Here is a 16972-nt window from a genome sequence, read left to right on the forward strand (position 1 = left end):
CTCCTTTGCTTTCGCTGTGATCTTGCCGCGACGTTATTCGCGATGTTTAAGCGGATTCGCCCTCAATGAGCGTACCGAGAGGCGTATGATGATGAAGACCCACTGGGTTTGACGCTTTAACCGACGATGTCCTCAAAGACAAAGTTCAAGCGTGAAGACAGGCTCTCGTAGTTGGCCAGCAGCTCGTCGGCGTCCCGAGCCCCCATCCAGATACAGGCCAGCGCAAAGCTGCAAGTATCCTGCTCAGGCAGACTCGACAATGTCTGGCCTGGCGCGACCTGCAGGGCGATCAGGGTCCCGGGGAATTCAGACTTGAGTACGGCAAGCTCCTCATCGCTTGGCACTTGGGTCACCCGGGCATCGACGAAGAACACCCGATAGAAGAACATGGCCGCGACCGGGAACTCGCCTTGGCGGTATGGCATCGCCGGGCGCCTCCCCAGTCCCAGATCGAGACTCACCTGCTGATTACTGATGCCATCGACCTTCTCGAAGACATCGCAGTGCGACTGGGAAATGCGCGTATTGATTTCCAACAGCCACACGCGGTTCTGCACCTCATCCCAGAAATATTCGATATTGAAGGCGGCATTGTCATAGCCGATATGCGTCATTACCCGCTCCGTCAGGTCCTTCATCTGCGCCTGAACCGCCGCAGGCAACTGCGAGGGGTAGCGGTAATGGAAGAAGCTCAGTACCTGGGGATAGCGCAGCGAATCGACAATGCCGTAGCTTTCCACCTCACCATCGAAGACATAGCCTTCTACCGTGCACTGCCAACCGCCGATGATCTCCTCGGCCATGCAGAAGTGCCCCTCCACCGCGGCAATTTCCGGCGGCAGCAGGGCGTGGTCGAGCACCGTATTGAAAGGCGTCGCGATCAGGCCGATATCTTCGCGTAGCCTCACGATGGCGTGGGTGAAGTCCTCGGGGCTATCGATGCGAAAACCCAGCCGAGACCCTGACGACTTGATGGGCTTGAGGAAGAAGGGAAAATAGAGCCCCGCCGAGCGAATGTCATCCAGCGCATGATCATCGAAGGGATCAATCGCCGTGAAGGCGGGAATGGCATCGGGGATGACCTGGCGCTGCACCAATCGGCTCCAGAACTTGTGCTCGCACTTGAGCAGGCTCTCGAGACTGGTGGTGCGCGTACCAAATTGCCGACACAGGATCGGCAGCATCGTCGACACGGGAAAATCCATGTAGCCGATAATGGCGTCGATGGGGCCGTCGAAGGCCGTGAGTTCGGCGCTGGCCCGTTCCAGCATATCGGCGATATCGAAGACTTCGGTGTCGTAGAGGGCCTCGGGTGGGATGATGCCGTGGAACTCGCAGTTCTCGGCGCCCGGTAATTGCTCGAGCCTGGCGCGATTGAAATCGTTGAGCCCCACCACGAAGATCTGTTTGGAGGTGTGCATGACGTGCGTCTCGCTTGGGCGAAAAGCCCAGGACAACCTGGGCTCCGCGCCGCGATGGCGCCGACCACGACCCAATTTGTCCGTCACTCAGCAGCATAGCTCAACCGACGACAGACAGCGGCTTTCCCTCCAGGCACCCCGCTTGTCTCCCGCTACTTTTCTACCTTCGCCAGGGACTAATGCCTACTCGGTCATGCAAAAAAGCATCAGCGAGCCCAGTCGCCGCTCTCGACAATGGCCATAACACCCACTCTCACTGACCTGAGCTCTAACGGCGATGCTCATCGTCTCCTGCAGATCCCCGCGCATGGGGCACATCATTGGTCTTGGTATTTGTCTTGGTGCCGTCTGAATCGACGTCGGCGAACAGGTCGGGCTCGCTGCGCTCCAGACGCTCGATGGCGGCCTCTCCGTCCCGAGCGAGTCCATCCAGCCGTTCGATCTGTGCCGAAAGCTCGGGCAGCGCCTCATGGCGATAGCGAGAGAGATCATCGAGTGCCGCCATCACATCGCCAAAGGCCTGCTCCAGGGAACTCATGTCCAGGGTGGCCGAGGCGGCCCGCTTCTGGACATCGACCCCCTGCTGGCGAAGCGCACGCGCGGTGCCGGCAATGGTCTCGGAGGTCGTGGCATTGAGTGATTCAATACGATCCAGCACCAGCCGCTGATTGGCGAGCGCCAAGGCCACCGTGGCCGCCACGCTAAGCGCCGAGACAGTGACATTGATCGCCCGATCGACGCCGCGCATCAGCTCGCGGTTGTTGCGGATGATCACCTCGAGCGCCAGCACGCCTTGCTGGCTGACCGCCAGCTGCTGCTGCAGATCGAGGATGCGCTGACGCAGCGGAAACAGCAGTTCCTCCTCGATGAAGCGTCGCTGATCATCATCGCTGGCCTCCGGCAGGGCATCCTGAAGCCGCTGATCAATCAGCCGCCCAAGCGTCACCTGACGTGCCAACTGGTGATGAATCTGTCGCAGGCTGGCCTGATCATCGCCAAGGGTCAGGTTGTCGCGCTGCAGACGTTCGCGCCCTGACTCGAGATCGCCGATGATCGCATCGATGGCCTGCTGGGCGGTCTCGAACTTTTGAAAATAGCGCTGCAGGCGATTGCCTACCCCAGGCAGTGCCCCGAGCAGACGATCGAAGCGTCCGGGGCTCAGCTTATGATGGCTAGGATCGAGACGCCCCATGCGATCCCTGAGGTCGGTCAGTGCCCGAGCCACCGGACCGCCATCATCGCCTTTCTCCGCGAGTTCACGCAGTGGTGCATTGAGCATGCTGCTGTAGTGAGCTGCCTGACGCTGCAGTGACAGGCCCATCTCGTCAACGGCCCGGCGCTGACGGGTCGCTGCGCCCTTGTCGACGAGAATTTCTTCCACAAAATCCGCTGCTAGAGAAGCCAGTTCCGGGTCGGCATCTTCGTCGGGGGCTGCGCCAGGGTCGTCACTCAGCGCGCCGCCGCGTTCGTCTGCGCGCTCTTCATCACGTCCGTCACCACGTCCGTTATCACGAGCATCGCCACGCGCTTGTTTCGACGCTCGGCCGGCCCCTGTATCTGCATCCGCCTCACCCTGGGGCTTGCCGGTGCGGGGTTGGCGAAGCTCTGCCTCGATCACCTCGACCGGCGGCAGGGACAGACGCGAGGAATCACCCGTGTGTTCATCGCTCATCGTTATTCTCCTCGGGTCGTGGTGCCTTCCCCGGGCCATACCTGAAACGCCTGAGCATTCACCAACTGCTCAGACGAAGCCTAGCCCAGTTCATGGCAGAGACCCACTGCGCAAATCGTGACCATTGGCCAAACGATGGTCATCGGCCTTGGATGCCAAGCATCCGGTATGATTCACCAAGCTTCTTGCACAAGGATTCATGTATCAAGGCATTAGCTTGTTGGCCTCAATGGTTGCGGTCATAGCGTTCAGCGCCCTCAACGAAACGTTTGAGTTCGGCACAGGCCTGATCGGCAGCGAGGCTTGCCTGAGGCTTGTCGGTGCGTAAACGGGCCACTGCCACGGCCGCATCATCCAGCGCGGTCAGTGCTGCTTCATTGCGTGCCGCCAGCTGACGCAGTTGGTGTTCGGTGTCCTCGACCAACGCCAAACGTCGCTTGAGGGCAATGCGCTCTTCGATAGTCAACTGATCGGCATCGCGCGTCAGCCGACGTCTGACATAGGCCGCATCGACACCTGAAATGCCGCTGGCCTGATGGGCCATCGCGGTTAGATTATCGATGGCCCCCAGGCATACCTGAGTCACCAGGCCACGGGCACGCTCGTAGGCAAGCTCGCCCACTTCAAAGCGACTCCCCAGCACGCCAATTACGTGGCAATAACGGCTATATAGACGATCGGCCTGGGGCGCATGATCTTGACGATCGACCTCGAGCAGCGCCTGCTTGGCCCGACACAGTGACAGCACCAGCTCATCGGCATCGGCGGGCGGGTGCTCGGGATCGAGTGTCTGAACGCCGGCCTCCTGGCGCTCGCTTGCCTGGCGGCGGGCCGTCTCGGCATTTCGCTTTAGTGTATCCAGACTCTTGCGGCGACGGGCCCACCAGCCACGCCAGCGCCGCTCTAGCGGCACCTCGACGGCAATGGCCACGAGCCCCGCCAGCCAACCACCAAGGCTCGGTGAGAAACCGCCCCATAACGAGGTCAACCAGAGCAGTACTGCAATGCTCGGTGTCACGAAGGCGTAGCGCACCACCACCGCCCAGCGTCGCGGCGGCATGACAGGATCGCCAAGCGCGGGACGGATCACCCCCATCACCAGCCAGACTGTGCTGGTGAGAAAGAGTCCATAGGAAAATCCCTGCAAGAAACCCAGCATTGGCCACACGACCCCGCGTTACAGAAAAAACGATATGGGTATATGAGAGACGAGTGTAGAGGAAGGTTCCAACGAGCATAAGCCCCGTTGGGCAGGCGCGAATCACCCTCCCCATTGCCTCAGGGCAGCTCGCCACCGCGAGCAGATACGTAGAGCCGATACCAGTCTTCCCTGGACAGCCTGATTGTCATTGCCTCGCCGCTGGCCGCGATACGCGCGGGATCGCTGCTGCCAATCACCGGCTGGATGTTGGCCGGGTGACGACGCAGCCAGGCTAGCACGATGGCCTCACGGCTGACCCTGTAGAGCTCAGCAAGCTCGCTCACCAGCGCCGCAGTGGCCCGCACCGACGCCGGCTGATCATCAAGCGAGCGCCCCGTGAAACGCCCCTGACTCAGACAACCCCAGGCCTGTAGTTGCATGCCTTGGCGACGACAGTATTCCAGGGTGCCGGGGGTGAAATTGCTGGCCGCGCCCTCGGGCTGGTTAGCCAGCACGCCTTCCTCCAGGAACTCGAGCCGATGCAGGCCGAGTTCGAGCTGGTTGGCGACCAGCGGTGCCTCAAGCGACGCCTGCAGAAACTCGAGCTGGTGGCGCTGCATGTTCGAGACCCCGAAATGGCGCACCTTGCCCTCGGCTTTCAGGGCCGTGAACACCTCGGCGATCTCCTCGGGCTCCATCAGCGGATCGGGACGATGCAGCTGCAACACATCCAGCGTCTCGACCCCGAGGCGGCCGAGGCTGCCCTCCACCGAGGCGCGCACCCACTCCGCGGAGAAGTCGAAGCGCTTGGGGGCCTTGGCCTCCGCAAAGCGGATGCCGCACTTGCTCTGCAGAAAAATCGCATCGCGCAGCGAGGGGCGCTCCTTGAGCGCCCGGCCGAAGGCGCTCTCGGCCTTGCCCAGGGCGTAGATGTCGGCATGATCAAAAAAGTTAATGCCAGCTTCCAACGCGGCATCTATTGCACGATGCGCCTGTTTGACGTGGCGGGCTTCGACGGGGCTTGCATCCCAGTCGCCGCCCAGCGCCATACAGCCATAGGCTAGTGCGCTGACACCGGGAAGAAAGCGATCCAGGGGAAGTTGTGACATGACCACCTCGTGATTGGAGAGAGCCTGCATTATCGATATCACGACCGGCAAGGTACATCGACTCGAGTGAAAGAGTTTTCTCCTGACGGCCTGGTCCGCCGGACCAGGCATGCCGACACAGGCAGAGGCCGGGCATCCGTCAGCAGCCCTCTCACTCAGCCGGCCTGTGCGTCCGCCTCGCCCTTTAACCGTGCCACCTCATCGCCGACGCGGCGCAGGGCAGCCTCGATGGTCGGGGTCAGGGGCCCGGCATAGTTGAGGCGCAGGCACTCGCGGTACTTGCCGGAAGCCGAGAACAGCGCGCCGGGGGCGATCCGCAGCCTGGCCGGCGCGAGGCGCTCGTTGAGGCGCAGCGAATCGATGCCCCCCGGCAGCTCCAGCCACAGCAGGAAGCCTCCCTGGGGGTAGCTGATCCCGGTATCGGCTGGAAAGTAACGCCTCACCCAATCGATCATCTGATCCCGCTGGCGACGATACTGCGCGACCACCGCACGCACGTGCCGCTCGTGGTGGCCCCTGGCAACGAAGTCGGCAAGGGCAAGTTGCGGCAGAGTCGCGGAAGCGCCGGTGGAGACATACTTCATATGCTGGACGCGGTCGCGGTAGCGTCCCGGGGCGATCCAGCCCACCCGCAACCCCGGCATCAGGGTCTTCGAGAAGCCACTGCACAACAACACCCTACCGTCATCGTCGAAAGCCTTGAGGGTGCGGGGGCGCGGTATCTCGAAGGCCAGTTCACCGTAGATATCGTCCTCGATGATCGCCACATCGAAGCGCTGCGCCAGCGCCAGCAGGGCGCGCTTGCGCGGCTCCGGCATGGTATAGCCAAGCGGGTTATTGCAGGTCGGGGTGATCTGGATGGCGCGGATCGGCCACTGCTCCAGGGCCAGTTCCAGGGCCTCGAGACTGATGCCGGTGCGTGGGTCGGTGGGAATCTCCAGCGCCTTGAGGCCATTGGCCTGCAGGATCTGCATGGTGCCGTAGAAACTCGGCGAGTCCACCGCCACCACGTCTCCCGGCGCGGTCAGGGTGCGAATGGCGATCGACAGCGCCTCCTGACAGCCGGTGGTGATCAGCACGTCGTCGGGATGCAGCAGGCTGCCCGCCCCCGCCATCAACCGCACGATCTGCTGGCGCAGGACGAGGCTGCCGGCCAGGGCATCGTAGTTCAGGTCCTGACCATTGGCGTGCCGATAGCGCTCGGCTAACAAGCGATGCAGCGGCTTCAAGGTCTTGCAGGCGAGATCGGGGATGCCGCGCCCCAACAGCAGCACTTCATCCTCAGGCGGGTGGCGCTCGACCAGCTCCAGGACCTGCTCCCAGCGTGAGACATCCAGCGGCCGCTGGGCCGGACGCGTCACCGCTGGCAGGCTAGCGGGCGTTTGCTGGGAGCATACGAAGAACCCTGACTTGGGCCTTGCCTCGACGAGTCCGGCATCCTCGAGCCGGGCATAGGCCGTTTGCGCCGTGGAGATGCTGACCGCGAATTCGCGACACAGCGCTCGGATCGACGGCAAGCGATCGCCTCCACGGTAGATACCACCGTCGATGCGACGATGCAGTTCGTCAGCCAGTTGCGCATAGCGCGTCATGACAATTATCTCCACATCACTGAAAAAGCCATACAGATAGCGCCCCCCGGGGCCATACAGAGGGCTTGAGCACCCATCTGTATTGCTTTCTTTTAAACATTCTATGTCTGTATGGCAAATCGTACCGGCCATAAGCTGATGGTGGTTCCATCAAACGGCTACGTTGGAGGTTTGCCATGCGACTCACCCACCGCTCCAGGCTCTTGATACTCCCACCCCTATCATCGCTGACTCGGCTCGTCGCGCGGTATGAACGGATACGCCAACGGCTTCACTACTTAAGTCAGCGCCAGGCTTCACGGCGTGAATTGCTCGCGCTAGACGATCATCAGCTCATGGATATCGGCAAGTCCCGCCGTCAGGCCGAACAGGAGGGTCGTAAGCGCTTTTGGCAAGATTAAGTAGGCTGACGGAGTGGCAGAATGGTGGCAGGAGCAGTAGCGGCAGGGGCCGCTGACAGAAAGATCCATTCAAGGGGAGGTCAGGGTGCTCAACAATGCCAGGCCAGCCATGATCAGGGCAGTCAGCACACTGATATCCACCAGCCGATTGAGGCGTGACTCGGTAAACCAGCCATTGAGACTCGATAGCCAATGGCGACGCGAGACGGGAGGCGTCTCGCGGCGGGTAGCACCGTGAAGAGGAGTATGGTGGCGCTGCTTTCGGGTGGGCATCGACGCACCCCTGAGGCTCTCGATATCGTTCTTTCATGATAGGCCCTGCGCTGTCGCTGGTATACTGGTCACCCCATATCGAGTCCATGAGATGCCATGCTGCGTTCCCTGACATCTGCCCGCCGCTGGCTTGCTCGCCTGAGCGCCTCGCACCACGCTCTCTGGCTGCTAGGCCTGGCATCCGTGCTGGAAACACTGCTGGTGCCGATTCCCATCGAACTGATCCTGATTCCCTGGATGCTCGCCGAACCTGAACGCCGCTGGCGTCTCGCTGGCGTGGCGCTGGCCGGCAATCTATTCGCCGCCCTGATCGGCTACTCACTGGGCAGCCTGGCCATGGCCCAATGGGGCGATATCCTGATTCCCACCTTTGGCGGCGAGGCGGCCTTCCAGGCCTTTCAGGCACGTTTCATGGACAACGGCTTCCAGGCCATTCTGGCCGTTGGGGTGATTCCGATTCCCTTCCAGACCGCCATGCTGGTGGCCGGTGCCAGCGACTACCCGGTCGCCCTCTTCATGCTGGCCGCCCTGTTGGGTCGCGGGTTGCGCTACTTTGGTCTGGCGCTGCTGGTGACACTTGCCGGCGATACCACGCTGCGTCTGTGGCAGCGCCATGCCCGTCCGTTGGGAGCCGGCCTGACGGCCGTGGCCAGCGTTTGGTTGGCCTGGGAGCTCTTCAGCTAGCGTACTGCCCCCTTGTTATTACCCGGCAACGCCCTCACCTCACAATCATGAGGATGCTAACAATCCTCCCTTCTTTGGATTCCAGCCGGGAGCCCCATGTCACGACTCGCCCACTCACGTCTCTCGAACACGGCCCTGTCGGTGCTCGACCTGGCGCCGATTCGCCAGGGTGGAAGCGCCAGCGATACCTTCAAGGAAACTGTCGCCCTGGCCCAGCAGGCCGAGCGTCTCGGATTCAGCCGCTACTGGCTGGCCGAGCATCACAACATCGATGGCATCGCCAGCGCCGCCACCTCGGTGCTGATCGGCCATGTCGCCGGTCAGACCTCGACAATTCGCGTCGGCAGCGGCGGCATCATGCTGCCCAATCACCCGCCGCTGGTCATCGCCGAGCAGTTCGGCACTCTGGCCACCCTCTACCCGAATCGCATCGATCTGGGCCTTGGCCGTGCACCGGGCTCTGACGGCGCCACCATGGCCGCCATGCGCCGCAACCCCCAGGCCGGCATCAACGACTTTCCCGAACGGCTTGATGAGTTGCGCGGCTATCTCGATGAGGCAAGCCCCGGTCAACGGGTCAAGGCGATACCCGGTCAGGGCACCCAGGTGCCCACCTGGCTACTTGGCTCAAGCGACTACAGTGCCCGCCTGGCCGCCCGGCTCGGCCTGCCCTTCGCCTTCGCCGCCCAGTTCGCACCTGCCCAGCTGCTCGAAGCACTCAGGGTCTATCGCGAAAACTTCCAGCCCTCGGCGGTCCTGGACGCTCCTTATGCGATGGTCGGCCTGCCGGTAATTGCCGCTGAGAGTGATCTCCACGCCCAGTACCTGGCGACCACCGCCCAGCAGAAGTTTCTCAACCTGATTCGCGGTCGGCCGACTCGCTCGCTGCCGCCGGTCGAGGCGCTGGACTGGAACGCCCGTGAGCGGGCACAGGTCGAGCAGTTTCTGGGGGCGGCCGTCATCGGCGGGCCCGAGACGGTCAGGCAAGGGCTAGAAAACGTACTCGAGCACACCGGCGCCGATGAGCTGATGCTGCATACCGATGTCTTCGCGCAACAAGACCGGCTGCAAAGCTACGAGATCGTCGCCGACGCCTGGCGCAGCTGATCCCGGCCGCAACGACAAGGGCGTCTGAGGCGCCATCGCCTCGCCCCTTGTCTTGCCCCTCGATGGCGAAGGCAGCAGGATATGGGCATCCTCTGCCACCGCCACGGAACTCCATGTCCTCTCCCCCCTCCAGTGCCCGGCTCGATCGCGCCGGCACCCTTACCGGCCTCAAGCGCATGGCGCCGATCTCGCTGTTCACCATGGCCTTCGGGCTGGCGTTCGGGGTCGCGGCGCTGCATCGGGGGCTGTCTGGCCTGGAGGCCGTGATGATGAGCGGACTGGTATTTGCCGGGCCCGCCCAGTTTGCGGTGCTGGAGATGTGGGGCCCGCAGATCCCGCTTGTGGCGCTTATTGCTACCACCTTCGCCATCAACGCCCGTCATCTCGTGATGGGCGCCGCCATCTATCCCTGGCTGCGCCACCTGCCGCCGCGACAGCGCTACTTGAGCCTGACCCTGCTCAGCGATTCCAACTGGGCGATGGCCGCCACCGACTATCAGCGCGGCGACACCGACAATGTCGGCATGCTGGTCGGCGCCGGCCTGGCGCTATGGCTGGCCTGGCTGATCGGCACCCTGCTCGGGGTGGTGTTCAGCAGCGGCATCAGCGAGCCCGAGCGCTTCGGGCTCGACGTGATCATGAGCTGTTTCCTGATGGCCATGCTGATGACCGGGAAGCGGGATCTCTGGGTACTGCTGCCCTGGAGCGTGGCCGCCCTCAGTACCCTGGCCGCCCTCACCTGGCTGCCCGCCAATACCCACGTGATCGTCGGCGCCTTGGCCGGCGGCGCTGTCGGCCTGCTGGTGCCCGGCAAGCCGCACCGGAAAGGAGTCTCGGCATGACCCTACCCGTCAGCCCTGCCGGGGCCCTGGCCGCCATCGTGATCATGGCCCTGGTGACCTACCTGACCCGCGCCGGCGGCGTGCTGATGATGTCCTGGGTGCCCATCGGGCCGAGGATGGAGCGTTTCATCAACGCCATGAGCGGCTCGGTGCTGGTCGCGGTGATCACGCCCATGGCCGTCAGGGGCGATGACGCCGCGCGCCTGGCACTGGTCGCCACCCTGGGCGTGATGCTGGCGACCCGCAAACCGCTGCCCTCGATCGGCGCCGGCGTCGTCACCGCCGCCCTGTGGCGGCTGTGGTAGTCAAGGTCTCGACCTAGCGGGCGTCCAGCCGCTCGGCGATCATTCCCTCGAGCGACTTCTGATCCTCGGCGAAGCGACGAATGCCCTCGGCCAGCTTGTCGTTGGCCATGGCGTCCTGATTGTGGCCCCATCGGAAGGAGGCCTCGCTGAGGGGCAACGAAGGCGTACCCTCGCCCCTCCCCATCACCACCCGGCGCTCCACCTCGCCCTCACCATCTGCCAGCTCCTCGAGCAGCGCCGGCGAGATGGTCAGCCGCGGGCAGCCGGCCAACGCCAGCACCTGACCGGTGGTGCGGAAACTGGCTCCCATCACCACAGTACCGTAGCCGCCCTGGCTAACCCGCTCGCAGACCCCGCGCACGAACCGCACGCCGGGGTCCTCCTCTGGGGTATAGTCCTGGCCGGTCGCCTGCTTGTACCAGTCGGTGACGCGGCCGACAAAGGGCGAGACGAGGAAGACCCCGGCATCGAAGCAGGCCTGGGCCTGGGCGTCGCTGAACAGCAAGGTCAGGTTGCAGTTGATGCCCTCTTTCTCGAGCACTTCGGCCGCGCGAATTCCTTCCCATGTCGAGGCCAGCTTGATCAGCACCCGGTCCTGGGTCACGCCGCGCCGTTCATAGAGGGCGATCAGCTCATGGGCCTTGCGAATGCTAGCCTCGGTGTCGAAGGACAACCTGGCGGCCACCTCGGTGGACACGCGCCCGGGCACCCACTTGGTGATCTCGCTGCCCTTGGCTACGGCGAGACGATCCACCGCATGCTCGACCTGGGCCTGACGATCGCCGCCTGCGGCCCTGACCGCGGCCAGCTCCTCGTCAATCAGTTCCTGATAGCCGGAGAGGTCGAAGGCCTTGAGCAGTAGCGAGGGGTTGGTAGTGGCGTCCTGGGGTCGATAACGCTGGATAGCATTAAGGTCACCCGTATCGGCGACTACCAGAGACAGACGTTTGAGGGCATCGAGTCGCGTTGTCATGGTGTGCTCCTTGTCAGAGGGTCAAGCAAGGGATCAGGCCGGGATAGCGTGCCGCTCGGCCAGGGCCTGACGATAGCGGGCATAGACAGCTTCATAGGCCGTGACGCGTGCCGGCACCGGCTCGGCGCGCGTCGCCTCATCGAGCACCACCAGCCGTTCGCAAAGCGCATCCAACGAGATGTCGCCCCGGCGTTCACACCAGGCCGCCTGAAGCGCCGCCCCCAGCGCCGCAGCATCGGTGACCCGCAGGCTGATCACCGGAATGCCGGTGATATCGGCCACCATCTGGCGCCACACCGGGCTCTTCGACCCACCACCGATCAGGCGAATCTGCCGGGCACCAGCGGCAAGTGAGCCAAGCTGCTCCATGCCATAGCGCATCCCGAAGGTTGCTCCCTCCATCACCGCCCGACACAGGTTGGCCCGCTTGAGGTTGGTGCCGGTCAGTCCTAGCAGGCTGGCTGAGGCGTGCGGCAGCGCGGGCACCCGCTCACCATCGAAGAACGGCAACATCAGTACGCCCTCGGCGCCGATCGGGGCAGAGGCGATGTGCTCACCGAAATCGTCGAGTTCCAGTCCAAACAGCTCGCGGACCCGGGTGGTCGCCGAGGTGACGTTCATGGTGCAGATCAGCGGCAGCCAGCCGCCGTCGCTTGAACAAAAGTTGGCGACCATATCGCTTTCGGCCTCAACCGGCTGACTGGCATGCGCACAGATCGTGCCGGAGGTGCCAAGGCTCATGGTGATTTCGCCCGGGCGGATGTTGCCGGTCCCGATGGCGCCGAGCATGTTATCGCCACCGCCGCTCGAGACCACCACTCCATCGGCAAGCCCCAACTCCCGCGCCAGCGCCGGGCGCACGACGCCCGCCGGCTGGTGGGCGTCGATCAGCCTTGGCAACACCGCCTGCGCATCGAGCTCGGGAGCGATCTCGGCGAAGACATCGAGGCGCCACTCGCGGCGCCGCGTATCGAAATAGCCGGTGCCGGAGGCATCACCGGCCTCGCTGACCCGCTCGCCGGTCAACCAGAAGTTGAGATAGTCGTGAGGCAACAGCAGGCTGTCGATACGCCGATAGGCCTCGGGATGGGTGTCGCGCAGCCAGGCGAGCTTCGAGGCGGTATAACCGGTCTGCAGGACCAGGCCTAACCGCTCGAGACAGCCGGCCTCACCACCCAGACGCTCAACCAGTGCGGCATTGTGATCGGCGGTTTCGGTGTCGCACCACAGCTTGGCCGGATAGACCGGCTCACCGTCGCGATCCAGCGCGACCAGGCCGTGCTGCTGCCCCGAGACGCCGATGGCGCGAATCGCACCAGGATCGATATTCGCCTTGGCCACGGCGTCATGAAAGGCGCCGCGAAACGCCTCGAGCCAGTCGCCGGGATGCTGTTCGCGCCGGCCATTGGCCCCCTCGATCAGGCGATGCGACCGGCTCGCCTCGCCGAGAATGGCGGCGGCGTCGATATCGACCACCACCACCTTGGTACTCTGGGTGCCGCAGTCCACGCCAAGATACATGGCTAACTCCTCGTTAATCCCTGTTCAGTCCTTGATCAGCGCTTCCAGCGTAGCTCGGGAACCGAGACGATGCAGGCTGTCGAGCGCGGCGAGATAGGCCTCGCGGAAGCGCGCGTTCTCGGCGAGGTCACCGAACAGCTCGCGGTTCTCGATAAAGACAGTGGAGTGGTCGCGGTTTTGGGCCGCGATCGCCATCAGCTCGTCCTTGAGGCGGTCGACCACCGTGATCGCCTCGCCCTGCTCGTCGACGCCCTCCGCATAGCGCGCCCAGCTTGCCACCACCGCGGCGCAACGATGGATATCGCCCCCCATCTCGAGCTGGGCGCGGACCACCGGCAACATCCACTTGGGAATGCGATCCGAGCTCTCGGCGCAGAGCCTCGCCAGGGTGTCCTTGACCTCGGGGTTGGCGAAACGGGCGATCAAGGTGCGGCGATAGTCGTCCAGGTCGACGCCCGGCAGCGGCGCCAGGGTCGGGGTCGCCTCTTGAGTCATGTAATCGAGCAGGAAGGTCTCGAATAGCGGGTCGGCGCTGGCCTCGTGGGCATAACGGTAGCCGGCCAGATAACCGAAGTAGGCCAGCGCCTGATGACTGGCGTTGAGCAGGCGCAGCTTCATCAACTCATAGGGTTCGACGTCCTCGACCACCTGCACGCCGACATGCTCGAAGGCGGGACGCCCGTCAACGAAGCGATCCTCGAGCACCCACTGAGTGAAGGGCTCGCAGACCACCGGCCAGGCATCCTCGACGCCGAACTGACTGCCCAGTTCGGCGATGTCCTCGGGGGTGGTGACCGGTGTGATGCGATCGACCATCGAGTTGGGAAAAGGCACCTCGGCCTCGACCCAGGCGCCCAGCTCGGCGTCCCTCGCATGAGCGAAAGCCGTGAACATCTTGCGGGCGACGTCGCCGTTGCCCTGGATGTTGTCGCAGGACATCACGGTGAAAGGCGTAATCCCCCGCTCGCGGCGGCGACGCAGGGCCTCGATGACGAGGCCAAACGAGGTCTTCGGGGCGGCCTCGGGGGCCAGGTCATGCTGGACGTCAGGGTTGTCGAGATCGAACTCGCCGCTGACCGGGTGGAAGTTGTAGCCGCCCTCGGTGACGGTCAGCGAGACGATGCGGATCGCCGGGTTGGCCATCCGCTCGACGACCGCCTCCGGATCCTCCGGGGCGAACAGGTAGTCGAGCATGGCGCCGATCACCCGCGCCTCGCGGCGGCCATCGGGATGCTTCATCACCAGGGTGTAGAGATGATCCTGAGCGGCCAGCGCCTCTTTCATGCGGCGATCGCCGGGCATCACGCCGACCCCGACGATGCCCCAGTCCAGTGCCTCGCCGCGGTTCATCAGCGCATCCAGGTACATGGCCTGATGGGCACGGTGAAACCCCCCGACCCCGATGTGAACGATGCCTTCGGTGACCGCCTTCCGGTCGTAGTCCGGCGTAGCGATATCGGCTCCAAGACTCTCCAGGTGGGCGTTATCGAGATGGATCATTTCACTGCTCCTGGCGAAGCGTCGATCTGGCGAGAGATCACGCAAAAAGTAGAAAACCGTACCGAGGTCAGCGCGCAGCCTCGGCCAGACGTCATTCGTGCGGCGCTGGAACTCAGACGGTCGCGGCCCAGTTGACATCGGCGGGCACCGAAGCGGTTTTGATCAACCGCGCGTTGAGCAAGTCCTTGTCACGGGTGCGCTCGAGGGCGCCGGCCTGATCCTGCCCCATGCCTAGCCAGCGCTGGATCAGCCGGGCCTCGAGGACTGCATCCGGCACATCGAGAAACAGCGTCAGGTCGTATAACGGCCACAGTGCCGGCCAGTCTCCCTGGTCGAGCAGCAGATAGTTGCCCTCGACGATAATCAGCCGATGGTCGAGGGTGATAATCCGCCCACCCGCCCGAGCCAGATCCAGCGGCCTGTCGAAGACAGGCACCGCCACGCGGCGATCGGCACGCCGAATGCGGATCAGGTCCTGCTGGAGGCCGTCGATATCAAAGGTCTCCGGCGCGCCCTTCACCGGTACCAGCCCTTCGGGTTCGAGCACCGCATTGTCGAAGTGGTAGCCATCCATGGGCACCACGGCAGCGATGCCGGGTTGTCGCTGATTGATCTCGCGACACAGCCATTCCGAGAGAAACGACTTGCCGGCAGCAGGCGGACCGGCGAGGGCCACGATGAACCGCTGGCGATGCATCGAGGCCTCGAGCAGCCGTTCGGCCATGTCATGAATATTCGGATTCATCGTAATTCTCACGTGGTCAAAAAATCGCCGAGCAGGATGAAGCGCTAGGCGCACGGTGCGCAGGAGCCTGAGCATATGGGGTATATGTGAGGGACTCCGACCGGGCTGGCGCGCCAGCACCGCGCAACGCAGCGATTCGCCCGCGCAGGCATTTTTCAGCTCATCCAGTTGCCGCCATCGACGTTCAGGGTCTGTGCCACTACGTAGTTGCTGTCGTCACTGGCCAGGAAGACGGCAGCGCCGGCATGATCCTCTGGCCGACCCATGCGCCCGTAGGGCACCGCCTCACCGACCAGGCGCTTCTTCTCGCCCAAGGGCCGGCCTTCGTAACGGGCGAACAGCGCATCGACTTCTTCCCACATCGGCGTATCGACCACGCCCGGCGCGATGCCGTTGACGTTGATGCCGTGCTCGATCAACGCCAGACCGCAGGACTGGGTCAGGCTGATCACCGCCGCCTTGCTGGCGCAGTACATGCTGACCAGCGGCTCGCCCCGGCGACCGGCCTGTGATGCCATGTTGATGATTTTGCCGCCCCGCCCCTGCTCGACCATGGCTCGCGCCACGGCTTGAAGGGTGAAGAAGGTGCCCTTGACGTTGACGTTGAACTGCTTGTCATAGCTCGCTTCGGTGACCTCGAGCACCGGTCCCATATCGAACACCGCGGCGTTGTTGACGAGGATGTCGATACCGCCGAGATGACGCAGGGTTTCCTCGATCAGCGCCGCGACCGACGCCGGGTCACAGACGTCCAGACGAATCCCCAGCACACGGTCGCCGGTCTCAACGTTGGACTGCTGCAAATGGGCCACCGCCGTGTCGACGGCATCGCGATCGATGTCGGCCACCACCACCTTGGCCCCCTCGGACAGATAGCGCTCGACGATGGCCAGGCCAATACCCCGGGCGCCGCCGGTTACCACCGCGACCTTGTCATTGAGTTTCATTGATTCCTCCTGTGAACGGCATGGCGTTGAATGACGGCCTAGGCGTCGGCTTCCCGCCGGCGAGTGTCGAGCCATTGCTGAACCAGCGCCTCGAGACCGCGCATATGCGGCAGGATTTGCCAGGCGCCGGCGTCACGCAGCCGCGCGTCCTGTCCCGCTGGCACATGGCTGGCGCCGGTGAAACCAATCACCGTCATACCGGCGCCATAGGCCGCTGTTACACCGGCGACGCTGTCTTCCACCACCAGGCAATCGCCGGGTTCACAGCCCAGCTGTGCGGCGGCCAGGCGATAGAGCGCCGGGTCCGGCTTGGGTTGCGTCACCTGGTCGGCGGTGAAGATCGGCACCTCGACCAAGAGGGCATCGAGCCCGGTAGTCGCAAGGGATGCCAGTACCCGCTGACGACGGCTGTTGGACACGACCGCCCGTGGCAGCGCTAGCGACTCAACGGCCTTGATGGCCTCGGCGACGCCCTCGATGGCATCGAGTTCATCGGCCAGGCGCGCTTCGATGGTGGCATCGACCCGTGCCGTGGCATCGGCCGGCAGACGATGGGCACTGCGCGCCTCGAGATGGCCAAGGATATTGGCCGTGGTCATGCCCAGCGCCGCCGTCAGTTCCTCTTCGGTGGCAAGGTCCGGCAACCAGGCCGCCAGCAGGTCGATCAGGGTGGCCTCGGCGATGGCCTCACTGTCCACCAGCACGCCGTCACAGTCGAAGATCAGGCTGTCCATGACCT

General features: G+C 63.9%; 16 protein-coding genes. 4 read left to right on the forward strand and 12 right to left on the reverse strand.

Annotation, left to right across the window (positions count from 1 at the left end):
• Positions 1-116: 116 nt before the first annotated feature.
• The 6 genes from ETC27_RS06080 to ETC27_RS06110 all read right to left on the reverse strand — a co-directional run bounded on the left by ETC27_RS06080 (position 117) and on the right by ETC27_RS06110 (position 7609).
• Positions 117-1421, reverse strand: coding sequence for an ATP-grasp domain-containing protein (locus ETC27_RS06080; protein WP_136254093.1), 1305 nt, complete (start codon positions 1419-1421; stop codon positions 117-119).
• A gap of 268 nt (positions 1422-1689) precedes the next feature.
• Entirely contained in the window at positions 1690-3093 is a 1404-nt protein-coding gene (locus ETC27_RS06085; RefSeq protein WP_136254094.1) for a toxic anion resistance protein, read from the reverse strand.
• A gap of 226 nt (positions 3094-3319) precedes the next feature.
• Positions 3320-4252: a cobyrinic acid a,c-diamide synthase gene (locus ETC27_RS06090; RefSeq protein ID WP_136254095.1), complete on the reverse strand. Its 933-nt coding sequence runs from the start codon at positions 4250-4252 to the stop codon at positions 3320-3322.
• A gap of 119 nt (positions 4253-4371) precedes the next feature.
• Positions 4372-5343: an aldo/keto reductase gene (locus tag ETC27_RS06095; protein ID WP_136254096.1), complete on the reverse strand. Its 972-nt coding sequence runs from the start codon at positions 5341-5343 to the stop codon at positions 4372-4374.
• Positions 5344-5498: 155 nt separating this feature from the next.
• Positions 5499-6935, reverse strand: coding sequence for an aminotransferase-like domain-containing protein (locus tag ETC27_RS06100; protein WP_136254097.1), 1437 nt, complete (start codon positions 6933-6935; stop codon positions 5499-5501).
• Positions 6936-7405: 470 nt separating this feature from the next.
• Positions 7406-7609, reverse strand: coding sequence for a hypothetical protein (locus ETC27_RS06110; RefSeq protein ID WP_136254099.1), 204 nt, complete (start codon positions 7607-7609; stop codon positions 7406-7408).
• Positions 7610-7705: 96 nt separating this feature from the next.
• Here ETC27_RS06110 and ETC27_RS06115 point away from each other — a divergent pair, with 96 nt between their 5' ends.
• The 4 genes from ETC27_RS06115 (at position 7706) to ETC27_RS06130 (ending at position 10547) form a co-directional block, all read left to right on the forward strand.
• Complete coding sequence (locus ETC27_RS06115; protein WP_136254100.1) at positions 7706-8293, forward strand: YqaA family protein; 588 nt, start codon at positions 7706-7708, stop codon at positions 8291-8293.
• A 96-nt stretch (positions 8294-8389) separates the two neighbouring features.
• Entirely contained in the window at positions 8390-9400 is a 1011-nt protein-coding gene (locus ETC27_RS06120) for an LLM class flavin-dependent oxidoreductase (RefSeq protein WP_136254101.1), read from the forward strand.
• Positions 9401-9513: 113 nt separating this feature from the next.
• Positions 9514-10242 (forward strand): AzlC family ABC transporter permease, encoded by a 729-nt coding sequence (locus ETC27_RS06125; RefSeq protein ID WP_136254102.1) that lies wholly within the window; start codon positions 9514-9516, stop codon positions 10240-10242.
• The gene (locus tag ETC27_RS06130; protein ID WP_136254103.1) at positions 10239-10547 is read left to right on the forward strand and encodes an AzlD family protein; all 309 of its coding nucleotides are present in this window, start codon (positions 10239-10241) and stop codon (positions 10545-10547) included. Before ETC27_RS06125 ends, ETC27_RS06130 begins: the two co-directional genes overlap by 4 nt.
• A gap of 13 nt (positions 10548-10560) precedes the next feature.
• On the opposite strand, the gene tal is transcribed toward ETC27_RS06130, so the two are convergent.
• The 6 genes from tal to ETC27_RS06160 all read right to left on the reverse strand — a co-directional run bounded on the left by tal (position 10561) and on the right by ETC27_RS06160 (position 16967).
• Positions 10561-11520 (reverse strand): transaldolase, encoded by a 960-nt coding sequence (gene tal, locus ETC27_RS06135; protein ID WP_136254104.1) that lies wholly within the window; start codon positions 11518-11520, stop codon positions 10561-10563.
• Positions 11521-11553: 33 nt separating this feature from the next.
• Positions 11554-13041 carry a xylulokinase gene (xylB, locus tag ETC27_RS06140; RefSeq protein ID WP_136254105.1) on the reverse strand — a complete coding sequence of 496 codons (1488 nt, stop codon included), beginning with the start codon at positions 13039-13041 and terminating at the stop codon, positions 11554-11556.
• A 24-nt stretch (positions 13042-13065) separates the two neighbouring features.
• The gene (locus ETC27_RS06145; protein ID WP_136254106.1) at positions 13066-14541 is read right to left on the reverse strand and encodes a mannitol dehydrogenase family protein; all 1476 of its coding nucleotides are present in this window, start codon (positions 14539-14541) and stop codon (positions 13066-13068) included.
• 112 nt (positions 14542-14653) lie between these two features.
• Positions 14654-15286, reverse strand: a complete 633-nt coding sequence (locus ETC27_RS06150) for a nucleoside/nucleotide kinase family protein (protein ID WP_136254107.1) — start codon at positions 15284-15286, stop codon at positions 14654-14656.
• A 155-nt stretch (positions 15287-15441) separates the two neighbouring features.
• Positions 15442-16233, reverse strand: a complete 792-nt coding sequence (locus ETC27_RS06155) for an L-iditol 2-dehydrogenase (RefSeq protein WP_136254108.1) — start codon at positions 16231-16233, stop codon at positions 15442-15444.
• A gap of 38 nt (positions 16234-16271) precedes the next feature.
• Positions 16272-16967, reverse strand: coding sequence for an HAD family hydrolase (locus tag ETC27_RS06160; protein WP_136254109.1), 696 nt, complete (start codon positions 16965-16967; stop codon positions 16272-16274).
• Positions 16968-16972 lie beyond the last annotated feature (5 nt).

This window comes from Onishia niordana (assembly GCF_004798965.1).
In the GTDB taxonomy this organism is placed as follows: Bacteria; Pseudomonadota; Gammaproteobacteria; order Pseudomonadales; family Halomonadaceae; genus Onishia; species Onishia niordana.

Coding starts and splice junctions, on each gene's coding strand:
- ETC27_RS06080 (WP_136254093.1), bottom strand. CDS start 1,421: ATGCACACCTCCAAACAGATCTTCGTGGTGGGGCTCAACGATTTCAAT.
- ETC27_RS06085 (WP_136254094.1), bottom strand. CDS start 3,093: ATGAGCGATGAACACACGGGTGATTCCTCGCGTCTGTCCCTGCCGCCG.
- ETC27_RS06090 (WP_136254095.1), bottom strand. CDS start 4,252: ATGCTGGGTTTCTTGCAGGGATTTTCCTATGGACTCTTTCTCACCAGC.
- ETC27_RS06095 (WP_136254096.1), bottom strand. CDS start 5,343: ATGTCACAACTTCCCCTGGATCGCTTTCTTCCCGGTGTCAGCGCACTA.
- ETC27_RS06100 (WP_136254097.1), bottom strand. CDS start 6,935: ATGACGCGCTATGCGCAACTGGCTGACGAACTGCATCGTCGCATCGAC.
- ETC27_RS06110 (WP_136254099.1), bottom strand. CDS start 7,609: ATGCCCACCCGAAAGCAGCGCCACCATACTCCTCTTCACGGTGCTACC.
- ETC27_RS06115 (WP_136254100.1), top strand. CDS start 7,706: ATGCTGCGTTCCCTGACATCTGCCCGCCGCTGGCTTGCTCGCCTGAGC.
- ETC27_RS06120 (WP_136254101.1), top strand. CDS start 8,390: ATGTCACGACTCGCCCACTCACGTCTCTCGAACACGGCCCTGTCGGTG.
- ETC27_RS06125 (WP_136254102.1), top strand. CDS start 9,514: ATGTCCTCTCCCCCCTCCAGTGCCCGGCTCGATCGCGCCGGCACCCTT.
- ETC27_RS06130 (WP_136254103.1), top strand. CDS start 10,239: ATGACCCTACCCGTCAGCCCTGCCGGGGCCCTGGCCGCCATCGTGATC.
- tal (WP_136254104.1), bottom strand. CDS start 11,520: ATGACAACGCGACTCGATGCCCTCAAACGTCTGTCTCTGGTAGTCGCC.
- xylB (WP_136254105.1), bottom strand. CDS start 13,041: ATGTATCTTGGCGTGGACTGCGGCACCCAGAGTACCAAGGTGGTGGTG.
- ETC27_RS06145 (WP_136254106.1), bottom strand. CDS start 14,541: ATGATCCATCTCGATAACGCCCACCTGGAGAGTCTTGGAGCCGATATC.
- ETC27_RS06150 (WP_136254107.1), bottom strand. CDS start 15,286: ATGAATCCGAATATTCATGACATGGCCGAACGGCTGCTCGAGGCCTCG.
- ETC27_RS06155 (WP_136254108.1), bottom strand. CDS start 16,233: ATGAAACTCAATGACAAGGTCGCGGTGGTAACCGGCGGCGCCCGGGGT.
- ETC27_RS06160 (WP_136254109.1), bottom strand. CDS start 16,967: ATGGACAGCCTGATCTTCGACTGTGACGGCGTGCTGGTGGACAGTGAG.